Annotated in this window: 9 protein-coding genes and 1 pseudogene; 1 reads left to right on the top strand and 9 read right to left on the bottom strand. The window is 67.7% G+C overall.

From position 1 onward, the window contains the following. Nucleotides 1–14: 14 nt before the first annotated feature. The 3 genes and pseudogenes from AC1DNE_RS07040 to gltX all read right to left on the bottom strand — a co-directional run bounded on the left by AC1DNE_RS07040 (nucleotide 15) and on the right by gltX (nucleotide 4158). Nucleotides 15–937 (bottom strand): annotated as a pseudogene (locus AC1DNE_RS07040) (Bug family tripartite tricarboxylate transporter substrate binding protein). A gap of 138 nt (nucleotides 938–1075) precedes the next feature. Further along, entirely contained in the window at nucleotides 1076–2365 is a 1290-nt protein-coding gene (gltA, locus tag AC1DNE_RS07035) for a citrate synthase (RefSeq protein WP_476840995.1), read from the bottom strand. A 374-nt stretch (nucleotides 2366–2739) separates the two neighbouring features. Then, complete coding sequence (gene gltX, locus AC1DNE_RS07030) at nucleotides 2740–4158, bottom strand: glutamate--tRNA ligase (protein WP_441470547.1); 1419 nt, start codon at nucleotides 4156–4158, stop codon at nucleotides 2740–2742. A gap of 153 nt (nucleotides 4159–4311) precedes the next feature. On the opposite strand from gltX, the gene AC1DNE_RS07025 reads away from it, so the two are divergent. Then, nucleotides 4312–6573 (top strand): ComEC/Rec2 family competence protein, encoded by a 2262-nt coding sequence (locus tag AC1DNE_RS07025; protein ID WP_441470546.1) that lies wholly within the window; start codon nucleotides 4312–4314, stop codon nucleotides 6571–6573. Here the strand turns inward: AC1DNE_RS07025 and lexA are convergent. From lexA to AC1DNE_RS06995, 6 genes are all read right to left on the bottom strand, one after another. Continuing rightward, complete coding sequence (gene lexA, locus AC1DNE_RS07020) at nucleotides 6567–7277, bottom strand: transcriptional repressor LexA (protein WP_441470545.1); 711 nt, start codon at nucleotides 7275–7277, stop codon at nucleotides 6567–6569. The two genes, AC1DNE_RS07025 and lexA, sit on opposite strands and share 7 nt — an antisense overlap. Before the next feature lie 184 nt (nucleotides 7278–7461). Beyond that, complete coding sequence (locus tag AC1DNE_RS07015) at nucleotides 7462–8673, bottom strand: molybdopterin molybdotransferase MoeA (protein WP_441470544.1); 1212 nt, start codon at nucleotides 8671–8673, stop codon at nucleotides 7462–7464. A gap of 64 nt (nucleotides 8674–8737) precedes the next feature. Then, on the bottom strand, nucleotides 8738–9238 hold the full coding sequence (moaC, locus tag AC1DNE_RS07010) for a cyclic pyranopterin monophosphate synthase MoaC (RefSeq protein WP_476765133.1): 501 nt from the start codon (nucleotides 9236–9238) through the stop codon (nucleotides 8738–8740). Continuing rightward, entirely contained in the window at nucleotides 9235–10047 is an 813-nt protein-coding gene (gene trpC / locus AC1DNE_RS07005; protein ID WP_476840994.1) for an indole-3-glycerol phosphate synthase TrpC, read from the bottom strand. The genes moaC and trpC overlap by 4 nt, the downstream gene beginning before the upstream one ends. 7 nt (nucleotides 10048–10054) lie before the next feature. Beyond that, nucleotides 10055–11068 carry an anthranilate phosphoribosyltransferase gene (trpD, locus tag AC1DNE_RS07000; RefSeq protein WP_476765135.1) on the bottom strand — a complete coding sequence of 338 codons (1014 nt, stop codon included), beginning with the start codon at nucleotides 11066–11068 and terminating at the stop codon, nucleotides 10055–10057. Between the two features lie 16 nt (nucleotides 11069–11084). Beyond that, a complete protein-coding gene (locus AC1DNE_RS06995; protein ID WP_441470540.1) occupies nucleotides 11085–11702 on the bottom strand; it encodes an anthranilate synthase component II in 618 nt (205 codons plus the stop codon). Nucleotides 11703–11871 lie beyond the last annotated feature (169 nt).

Raw genomic sequence — 11871 nt, 5'->3', positions numbered from 1 at the left:
GTTTGTAAGCCGGCTTATTCGACGACCGCGCCGGACGCCTTGGCGATCGGCGCCCATTTGGCCAGTTCGGTCTTGACGTGCTCGCCGAGCTGCTCCGGCGTCGATCCGACGATATCGGCGCTGACGTCGTTGAGCTTCTTCTTCACTTTCTCGTCCCTGAGCGCCTGGTTGGCGGCCTGGTTGATCTTCTCGACGATCGGGCGGGGCAGGTTGGCCGGGCCGAAAAGAACGCGACGCCCTCCTTGGTGGTGACGCCGATCGCCCGAAGCTGGCCATTACGGATGACGCCGGCCGAGGAGGGCAGGTTGTCGAACATGATCGGCACCGCACCCGAGACGACGTCGTTCAGCGCCGGGCCGGCGCCACGATAGGGCACATGGTTCATCTGGACGCCGCCGAGCGATTTGAACAGCTCGCCGGAGAGGTGCAGCGGCGTGCCGACGCCGGAGGAGGCATAAGAGTACTTGCCCGGATTGTCCTTCAGCACCTGCAGCACTTCCTTCACGGTCTTGGCCGGGAAGTTGGGGTTCACCACCATCACGTTGGGAACGATCGCGAGCAGCGAGATCGGGGTGAAGTCCTTCACCGCGTCGAAGGTGACGGTCTTCAGGATCGCCGGGTTGAGGGCATGGGTCGAGATGGTGCCGAGGAGGAGGGTGTAGCCGTCCGGCGCGGCGCGGGCGACGGCGGTGGAGCCGACATTGCCGCCGGCCCCGGCGCGGTTCTCGATCACCACGTTCTGACCGAGCAGCTCGCTCATCTTCTGGCCGACGAGGCGGGCGACGATATCGGTCGAGCCGCCGGCGGCGAAGGGCACGACCAGCGTGATCGGACGGGACGGGTAAGCGGCCTGGGCCTGCGCCTGCGTGCCGGCGAGGCTCGCGGCTCCGGCGCCGATCAGGAAGGCGCGGCGGTCGAGAAGATGGTTTTCGGTCATGCACGGATCTCCGTTGGAAGACGCGACTCTACCCAGACGCGCTCGCCGATCACCCGCATGCCTTTGATCAATCTTCCGAAACAATAAGGGCGCGGTGGAAACCACCGCGCCCTTGCTGGCGTTCGTGCTGCGCCGGGATCAGCGACGGCCGATCGGCGTGTAATCGCGCTGCGGCGCGCCGGTATAGAGCTGGCGCGGGCGGCCGATCTTCTGGGACGGATCTTCGATCATCTCCTTCCACTGCGCGATCCAGCCGACGGTGCGGGCGACGGCGAAGAGCACAGTGAACATCGAGGTCGGGAAGCCCATCGCCTTCAGCGTGATGCCCGAATAGAAGTCGATGTTCGGATAGAGCTTCTTCTCGATGAAGTACTCGTCGTGCAGCGCGATGCGCTCCAGCTCGATGGCGACGTCCAGAAGCGGGTCGTCCTTGATGCCGAGCTCGTTCAGCACCTCATGCGTGGTCTTCTGCATGATCTTGGCGCGCGGGTCGTAGTTCTTGTAAACCCGGTGGCCGAAGCCCATCAGGCGGAACGGATCGTTCTTGTCCTTGGCCTTGGCGATGTATTTCGGGATGTTGTCGACGGTCCCGATTTCCTCGAGCATCTTGAGCGCCGCCTCATTGGCGCCGCCATGGGCGGGCCCCCACAGGCAGGCCGTGCCGGCCGCGATGCAGGCGAAGGGGTTGGCGCCCGAGGATCCGGCGAGGCGCACGGTCGAGGTCGAGGCGTTCTGCTCGTGGTCGGCGTGCAGGATGAAGATGCGGTCGAGCGCGCGCGACAGCACCGGATTGACCTTGTACTCCTCGGCCGGGACCGCAAAGCACATGCGCAGGAAGTTCGAGGTGTAGTCCAGCGAGTTCAGCGGATACACGAAGGGCTGGCCAACGGTGTACTTGAACGCCATCGCCGCCAGCGTCGRCACCTTCGCGATCATACGCATCGAGGCGATCATGCGCTGATGCGGGTCTGAGATGTCGGTGGAGTCGTGATAGAAGGCCGACATCGCGCCGATCGAGCCGACCATGACGGCCATCGGATGGGCATCGCGGCGGAAGCCCTGGAAGAAGCGGGCCATCTGCTCATGCACCATGGTGTGGCGCGTGACGCGGTAGTCGAAATCCGCCTTCTGCGCGGCGGTCGGCAGTTCCCCGTAGAGCAGCAGATAGCAGGTCTCGAGGAAGTCGCCGTGCTCGGCGAGTTGCTCGATCGGGTAGCCGCGATAGAGCAGCACGCCCTGGTCGCCGTCGATATAGGTGATCTGCGACTCGCAGCTCGCCGTCGAGGTGAAGCCGGGGTCGTAGGTGAACATGCCCGTCTGGGCGTAGAGCTTGCCGATGTCGATGACGGCAGGGCCGACCGACCCTTGCTTGATCGCCATGTCGACGGTCTTGTCGCCGACCTGGAGCTGGCTCGTGTTTCCGCTCATCGATACCGATCCTTTCAAGGCTCGCTGCTGTTCAGCACCTGTTTCGCCTATCCGCCGGCGCTTCCGCGCCAGCCTTTTCCCATCCGAGGCCCGCGATGTGACGGGATGATGTCGGAAGGGGATGTGGAAGGAGACCCATGTGGCTGATATACAAGCAATATTCGTGCTCCGCCACGGTGTGGCCGCGCAACGCACTTGCGCGTCACTAGACCATTTGCCCAGTGCATTCAACCAAGCCGAAAGGCGATTGGAACCGCGCCTGGATCATATCTGCGCGAGCAGCGAGCACGCCGCCACCGCGAGGCGGCGTGCGCAAGCTTGAAAGCTGAAAGAGGGGCACCGCCCGGCAGCGGCGATGCCCCATTTACGACAGCTCAGGCTTGGTCGGCGAGCCGCGCCAGCGTCTCGTCGCGACCGAGCACGGCCATCACGTCGAAGAGCCCGGGCGACATGGCGCGGCCGGTCAGCGCGGCGCGCAGCGGCTGCGCCGCCTGGCCGAGCTTGATGCCGCTCTCCTCGACATAGGCGCGCACGGCCGCCTCCAGCGGCGCAGGAGCCCAATCGCTGACCACGGCGAGTTTCTCGGCGATCTTCGGCAGGCGCTGCCGCGCGGCTTCGTCGAGCAGGCTCTTGGCCTTGTCGTCGAGCTGCAGCGGGCGCTGGGCATAGAGATAGAAGGCGCTGTCGAGCAGCTCGACCAGCGTCTTGGCGCGCTCCTTGAGGCCGGGCATGGCTGCGAGGAACTTCGCTTCCAGCTCCGGCGACAGCGTCTGGCCGATACCGCGCGCCGGGCCGATCTCCGGCAGGATGACCTTGAGCGCATCGAGGAGCTCGCGGTCGCTCGACTGGCGCATGTAGAGCCCGTTGAGGTTCTCGAGCTTGGCGTAGTCGAAGCGCGCCGGCGAGCGGCCGATCGATGAGAGGTTGAAGGCGTCGATCATTTCCTGCGTGGAGAAGACCTCCTGGTCGCCATGGCTCCAGCCCAGCCGCACCAGATAGTTGCGCAGGGCCGCCGGCAGGTAGCCCATCGAGCGATAGGCATCGATGCCGAGCGCGCCGTGGCGCTTCGAGAGCTTGGCGCCGTCCGGCCCGTGGATCAGCGGGATATGCGACATGCTCGGCACATCCCAGCCGAGCGCGTCGTAGATCTGGGTCTGGCGGGCGGCGTTGGTGAGATGGTCGTCGCCGCGGATGACATGGGTCACGCCCATGTCGTGGTCGTCGACCACGACGGCGAGCATATAGGTCGGCGTGCCGTCCGAGCGCAGCAGCACGAGGTCGTCGAGATTCTCGTTCTGCCAGACGACCCGGCCCTGCACCTCGTCGTTCACCACCGTCTCGCCGGTCTGGGGTGCCTTGAGGCGGATGACGGGCTTGACGCCGTCCGGCGCAGTCGACGGGTCGCGGTCGCGCCAGCGGCCGTCATAGCGCAGCGGCTTGCCCTCGGCGCGGGCCTTTTCGCGCATCTCCTCGAGCTCGGCCGGGCTGGCGTAGCAGTAATAGGCCCTGCCGGCGGCGAGCATCTGCTCGGCCACCTCGCGGTGCCGCGCCGCGCGCTGGAACTGATAAACGGTCTGCCCGTCCCAATCGAGGCCGAGCCATTCCAGCCCGTCGAGGATCGCTGCGATAGCGGCATCGGTCGAGCGTTCGCGGTCGGTGTCTTCGATGCGCAGCAGCATCTTGCCGCCTTGGCGGCGGGCATAGAGCCAGTTGAACAGCGCCGTGCGAGCTCCGCCGATATGCAGGAATCCGGTGGGCGAGGGCGCAAAGCGCGTGACGACGGCATTGCTCATGGAAGGCAACTCCGACCGGGCGGCGGGAGCCGCCCGGGGCAAGACAGGGAAATGGCGCAGGTCATGACATGACAACCGGCGCGCGCCCTGTAACATGGCTTGGCCGGAAAGGTTAAGCGGTCAAATCGCAGCGCCGGCGAGGAGGGGCGGAGAATGCAGCCGGGGCCGCCGGGGCAGGACAAGCCGCGCGGCGCGCGAGCCGAGGCCTTGCCTCTGCGCCTGCTGCCAAGCTGGCTGACCTCCGTTCGCTTCGAAGTCTGGCTGCAAGACTGGCAGGCCCGGTTCGGTCAGGCGCTCGAACTCGAGGCCGAGCGCCGCCGTCCGTTCCTGTGGCTGCCCGTGGCGATGGGCGCCGGCATCCTGTTCTATTTCGCGGCCGACCGTGAGCCGGTTTTATGGGCGCCTCTGGCTGGCTTCGCGCTCAGTGCGATCTTCGCGTTCGTGCTGCGAACCCGTCGGCTAGCCTCGATGGCCTCCCTGGCGGTGGCCGCCGCCTTCGCGGGTTTTGCCGCCGGTGCCTGGCGTACGGCGGATGTCGCGGCGCCGATGCTGGAGCGTCAACGAATCGGCAAGGTGACGGGTTTCGTCGAGAGCGTCGAGGCACGCGACAGCGGCGCCCGTATCGTCCTGCTGGTAACGGAATTCGCCGGGATGCCGGCAGCCGAGCGCCCAAGGCGCGTGCGCGTCAATATCCGCGCCGCTTCCGTGGCGCCGGGCGATCATGTCGTCGCGACGGCGCGGCTGCTGCCTCCGCCCGGGCCGGCCCGGGCCGGCGGCTATGATTTCGGTCGCGATGCCTTCTTCCGGGGCATTGGCGCAGTCGGCAGCATCGCGGGCAAGATTGCCCTGGCGCCACCGCCGCATCCGATGCCGACGCGTCTTGCCGTCGATGTCGCCATCGACAGGGCGCGCAATGCCTTGACCCAACGCATCGCGGAAGGCGGTGGCGGACAGGGCGGGGCAGTCGCCGCCGCCCTCGTTACGGGAAAGCGCGGGCTGATCACCGAGGCGACGAACAACGACCTGCGCGCCGCCGGCATCTACCACATCGTTTCGATCTCCGGCCTGCACATGGTCCTCGCCGCCGGGACGATCTTCTGGCTGGTGCGCGCCCTGCTGGCGCTCTCCCAGACCGCCGCGCTGCGCTGGCCGATCAAGAAGATCGCAGCGGCCGCAGCGATGTTCGGCGCGACCGCCTACTGCATCTTCTCGGGCAGCGATGTCGCGACCGAGCGCTCGCTGATCATGACGCTGGTGATGCTCGGCGCGATCCTTGTCGATCGTGCGGCGCTGAGCATGCGCAATCTCGCGCTTGCGGCCATGATCGTGCTCCTGCGCGAGCCGGAGGCCTTGCTCGGGCCGAGCTTCCAGATGTCCTTCGGAGCCGTCGCGGCATTGATCGCCTTTGCCGAACGCTGGGAGAGCCGAAAGCGCTCCCAGCCGCCGCCGACCTTGCCGTGGCCGCTTGGGCCGGTCTGGGCCGCGGCACTCGGCATCGTCGTCACCACGTTGCTGGCAACGGCCGCGACAGCGCCCTTCGGCGCCTATCATTTTCAGACCTTCAATCCCTTCGGCCTGCTCGGCAATGCGATGGCGCTGCCCTTCGTCTCGCTCTTCGTCATGCCGGCGGCCGTCTTCGGCGTGCTGGCTTACCCCTTCGGACTGGACTGGCCCGCCTGGGCGCTGATGGGGCTGGCTTCCGATGTCGTGCTCAAGGTGGCGCACTGGGTCGCAAGCATCGACCATTCCACGGTGATGATCGCAGCCTTCGGGCCGGCGGTGCTGACCTGCTTCGTGCTGGCGCTGCTGTGGCTGACGCTCTGGACCACGCCCTGGCGCTGGCTGGCGGCGCTGCCGCTCCTGCTCGGCGTGGCCATCGCCGGCAAGCCGGAGCGGCCGGAAATCCTGATCGAACGCGACGGTTCGGGGCTGGCGGTGCGGGGCCCGGATGGCCGCCTCGCGATTGCGGGCAAGCCGAGCCGTTTCGTGCTGCAGCAATGGCTCGCTGCTGATGGCGATCGCCGTTCGCCGGACGATCCGACGCTGCGGGCCGGCATTAGCTGCGATGCGCTCGGCTGCGTCGCACGGACGCCGGATCAGCGCACCGTCTCCTACACGCGCGACAGGTTGGGGCTTATCGAGGACTGCATGCGAGCTGACCTCGTCGTCACGGCCATCCCCTGGAGCGGAACCTGCAAGGCACGGCTGATCGAGCGAATGGCGTTATCGCGCGACGGCGCGACTTCGCTCTATCGAACAGGATCGGGGTGGAGCAGCCATGTCTCGGAGCAGAACGCTGCCGACCGCCCTTGGAGCCGCCGCCGTGAACAGCGCCCTGCGCAAGCCTCGACAGCGCCTCCGAGTGTGACACCGGCTTCCGCCGACGGCGAAGCCGAGGTCGAGCGCCTTCAGTAGCGCCGCATCAGATTGACGAGGCGGCCCTGGATCTTGACCCGGTCCGGCCCGAGCACGCGCGTCTCATAGGCGGGGTTGGCGGCTTCGAGCGCGATCGAGGAGCCGCGCTTGCGCAGTCGCTTGAGCGTCGCTTCCTCGTCATCGATCAGCGCCACGACGATGTCGCCGGTATTGGCCGAATCCTGCTTGCGGATGATGACGGTGTCGCCGTCGAGGATGCCGGCTTCGACCATCGAGTCACCACGCACTTCCAGCGCGTAATGCTCGCCGGAGCCGAGCATGTCGGGCGGCAGCGAGACGGTGTGGCTACGGTTCTGGATCGCCGAGATCGGCGTGCCGGCGGCGATGCGGCCCATGACCGGGATCGCGATGGAGGAGCGGCTGTCCTCATCGGCCGCAGGGCGTGGCTTGGTGAGATTCGGCTGCGAGCCGAGGCCGCCCTGGACGACCGCAGGGTTGAAACGCTGCCGCTGCTGCGGGGCGCCGAGCCCGTCGGGCATCTTGATGATCTCGAGCGCACGCGCCCGGTTGGGCAGGCGACGGATGAATCCGCGCTCCTCCAGCGCCATGATCAGCCGGTGAATGCCCGACTTGGAGCGCAGATCGAGCGCATCCTTCATCTCGTCGAAGGAGGGCGGCACCCCGCTCTCACGCAAGCGTTCCTGGATGAAGCGCAGGAGTTCGTGTTGCTTGCGTGTCAGCATGATCCCCGCCGGCCTTCTCGAAGGCTAGATTCGAAACAAAGCAGGAACACCATACGCGTTCCACTTGTGTTCCGCAAGCGGGCTCCGGCATCGAAGCGAACAGTGGAATCCACTTTTCGGGCAGATCCGATGCGATAACCCTATACAGATCGCTACGATCGCGTCCGACAGGATGAGCGGTGATCTAGCGCAGCGGCAGGATGCGGCAGATGTCGCCTTTTTTTGCCGGCGCGGCATGGGCAGGCCGGATCGTCAATGCCTGCGCCCGTGCCAGCGTGCCGAGCATCGAGGAATCCTGCCGGTCGAAGGGCGTCGCCACCCAGCCATCCGGCCTCAGTGCGAGCTCCGAGCGCAGATAGTCCTCGCGCTCGTCATTGGCCGGCATGTCACGGCCGAGGCGGGCGGGGATGCTGCGGTCGCGGTCGGCCTCCCCAATGCCGAGCAGAGCCTCGATCAGCGGCAGGACGAAGAGATGGCCGCAGACGATCGAGGAGACCGGGTTTCCGGGCAAGCCGACCACGACCATGCGGCCGAGTCGGCCGGTCATCATCGGTTTGCCCGGCCGCATCGCGATCTTCCAGAAGCCGAGCGACATGCCGGCCCGCGTCAGCGCCTCCTGCACGAGGTCATGCGCGCCGACCGAGGCCCCGCCGAGTGTGATGAGGACGTCGGCGTCGGCGTCCCGCGCCTGGCCGATCTTGGCCGCGAGGTCGGCGTGGTCGTCGCGGGCGATGCCGAGATCGAGAACGGCACCGCCGGCCTTCTCGACCAGTGCAGCGAGCGAGAAGGAGTTCGAGGCGACGATCTGGTCGCGCCCGACCGGCTCGCCCGGAGCCACCAACTCGTCGCCAGTGGCAAGGATCGCGACGCGCGGCTTGCGCCGGACGGGCAAGGTCGGATGTCCCATCGCGGCGGCAAGGCCCAGCGCAGCGCTGTCGAGCACGCGTCCGGCCGGCAGCAGGACGTTGCCCTCGCGGAAATCCAGCCCGGCTGCGCGCAGGAACTTGCCCCTGGCAGGCGGCACCCGCACGCGGATCGCCGGGCTGTCGACGCCGTCGGCATCCTCCTGCATCAGGACGGTATCGGCGCCCTCCGGCATTGGCGCGCCCGTGAAGATGCGCACGGCCTGCCCCGGCCCGACCGAGCCCTCGAAGGCCCGGCCAGCGGCGGATTCGCCGATCACCGCGAGCGAGATGCCCGCCGCCATGTCGTCGCCGCGCACGGCATAGCCGTCCATGGCGGAATTGGCGAAGGGCGGCTGGGTCCGGAGCGCCTTGACCTCACCGGCAAGCACCCGCCAGGCGCATTGCGCGAGCGGCAGGGTTTCGGCCCCGGTCGGCCCTGGAATGCTGTCGAGCAGCGCCTTGCGCGCGACGGGGACCGGGGTGAGCGCCATCAGAGCAGGATGCCGAACCGCAGGTCCGCGGCAGCGAATAGTTGGGACCGGTTTTCGGATGACATCATGCTCGACTTCCTTCCTGCGAAGCCTTTGCGTCGTAGTCGCCGGACTGGCCGCCGGATTTGTGTATGAGCCGGATGTTCTCGATCCGCATCGCCCTGTCGACCGCCTTGACCATGTCGTAGACGGTCAGGCAGGCGACCGAGACGGCCGTGAGCGCCTCCATCTCGACGCCGGTCTGGCCTTTCATCTTCACTTCGGCGCGCACGCGCACGCCCGGCAATGCCTCGTCGATCGTGAGATCGACCCCGATCTTGCTGAGCAGCAGGGGGTGGCAGAGCGGGATCAGTTCATGTGTGCGCTTGGCGGCCATGATTCCGGCGAGGCGCGCCGTGCCGAGCACGTCGCCCTTCTTGGCGTTGCCGTCGCGCACGATCGCGATCGTCCCGGGCGCCATCACGACACTCCCTTCGGCGACGGCGATGCGGGTCGTCTCGGCCTTGTCGCCGACATCGACCATATGCGCCTGGCCCTGGGCGTCGAGGTGGCTGAGCCGGCTCACGCCGCGCTCTCTTGCGCCGTGCCGGTCAGCAGCGACCGCGTCGCGGCCGTGACATCCGCCTGCCGCATCAGGCTCTCGCCGACGAGGAAGCTGTTGACGCCGGCCTTGTTGAGGCGGGCGATGTCGGCATGGGCGAAGATGCCGCTCTCGCCGATGACGATGCGGTCGGAGGGGACGCGCGGCGCCAGCCGCTCGGTCACCGCGAGATCGACGTGGAAGCTGCGCAGATCGCGGTTGTTGATGCCGAGCAGCCGGCTCTCGAGCTTGAGCGCCCGGTCGAGCTCGGCGTCGTCATGAACCTCGACGAGCACATCCATGCCGAGTTCGCGCGCGGTTTCGTCGAGCGCCCTGGCGGTGTCGTCGTCGACCCCGGCCATGATGATCAGGATGCAGTCGGCGCCCCAGCTGCGGGCTTCGTAGACCTGATAGGGCTCGTAGAGGAAATCCTTGCGCAGGGCGGGCAGGCCGGAGGCCTCGCGCGCCTGCGTCAGGAATTCCGGCTGACCCTGGAAGGAGGGCGCATCGGTCAGCACGGAGAGGCAGGCCGCGCCGCCGGCGGCATAGGCACGGGCGAGCGAAGGCGGGTCGAAATCGGCGCGGATCAGCCCCTTGGACGGGCTCGCCTTCTTGATCTCGGCGATCAGGGCCGGCTTGCCGTCCGCGAGCTTGGCGGCGAGAGCGTCGGCGAAGCCGCGCGGCCTGCCGGTGGCACGGGCGCGGCGTTCGATCTCGGCCGGTGGCACCACGGCCTTGGCGGCCGCGATCTCCTGGCGCTTGTAGGCTTCGATCTTGGCGAGGATGTCGGTCATGCCGCCCTCACGCGTTCGAGGCTTTGATGAGGGCGCCCAGCGTCGCCTTGGCCTTGCCAGAGTCGAGGGCGGCCGTCGCCTGGGCGAAGCCGTCCTTCAGGTTCGCAGCCTTGCCGGCGACGAGCAGTGCTGCCGCGGCATTGAAGGCGGCGATATCGCGGAAGCCGGTCTTCTCGCCGGCGAGCACGGCGTTCAGCGCGGCCGCATTCTGCTCGGGCGTGCCGCCACGCAGCTCCTCCGGCCTGGCCGGCTCGAGGCCGACATCGGCGGGGCTGATCGTGAAGGTTTCGACCTTGCCGTTCTCCAGCGAGACGACGCGGGTCGGCCCGGTCGTGGTGATCTCGTCGAGCCCGTCGGAGCCGTGCACGGCCCAGACGCGGGTCGAGCCGAGCGAGGCCAGCACCTTGACCATCGGCTCCAGCCAGGTTTCGGAGAAGGCCCCGATCAGCTGGCGCTTCACCCCGGCCGGGTTCGAGAGCGGGCCGAGCAGGTTGAAGATCGTGCGCGTGCCGAGCTCGGTACGCACCGGCGCGACGTGGCGCATCGAGGCGTGATGCGTCGGCGCGAACATGAAGCCGACACCGGCCTCGGCGATGCAGCGCTCCGTCCCGGACGAATCGAGCCCGACCTTGACGCCGAGTGCGGTGAGCACGTCGGCCGCGCCGGAGCGCGAGGAAGCCGCGCGGTTGCCGTGCTTGGCGACGGGCACGCCGCAGGCTGCCGTGATGATCGAAGCCAGCGTCGAGACGTTGTAGGAGCCGGACGAATCGCCGCCGGTGCCGACGATGTCGATCGCCTCGGCCGGCGCCTTCACCGGCAGCATCTTGCCGCGCATGGCGCCGACGGCGCCGGCGATCTCGTCGATCGTCTCGCCGCGGACGCGCAGCGCCATCAGGAAGGCGGCGGACTGCGCGTTGGTGACCTCGCCGGAGAGGATCGTGTCGAAGGCGTCCCGCGCCTCCTCGCGCGAGAGTGTCGCTCCGGTCGCGACCTTGGCGATGAAGGGTTTGAAGTCGTCCATGGAAACTCTGCGGAAATCAGGCTGATGGGGTCAGGGCGGCGGCTTCGTGCTCGCTGCGCCATCGCTGGGCGAGATCGAGGAAATTCCGCAGGATCGTCGCGCCATGCTCGGAGGCGATGCTCTCCGGATGAAACTGGACGCCGTGGACCGGCAGCTCCCGGTGCGAGAGCGCCATGATCAGGCCGTCATCGGTTTCGGCCTCGATGTCGAAGACAGTCGGGCAGGAATCGCGATCGACCACGAGGGAGTGATAGCGCGTCGCCTGCAGCGGGCCGTTGATGCCGCGGAACAGGCCGCGTGCCCTGTGCCTGATCGGCGAGACCTTGCCGTGCATCGGCACGGGCGCCCGCACGACGTCGCCGCCGAAGGCCTGCCCCATCGCCTGCAGGCCGAGGCACACGCCGAAGATCGGCTTGCGGGCGGCGCCCTGCCGGACGACATCGAGGCAGATCCCGGCCTCGTTTGGGGTGCACGGGCCGGGCGAGAGCACGATCGCATCATGCTCGCCGCCCAGCGCTTCTTCGACCGACAGCGCGTCGTTGCGCCAGACATCGACCTCGGCTCCCAGGCCACCGATGAGGTGGACCAGGTTCCAGGTGAAGCTGTCGTAGTTGTCGATCAACAGAACGCGCATGGCTGGACCCGTGAATACGGCCACAGGTCATGCACGTTCGGGGGCGGGGTGGTCAAGTTTTGCGCGGCGGTCATCTCCCGAAGCGCGCTCGCACGGAGCAGCCCGTCATTGCGAGCGAACGGAAGCAATCCAGGGGGATCCGGCTGACGTGGTCCGTCCTGCGGCCCCT

It is taken from the genome of Allobosea sp. 05L423 (genome assembly GCF_056397745.1).
Note: the sequence above shows the minus strand (reverse complement) of the source record. Positions and strands in the feature narration are given on the sequence as shown.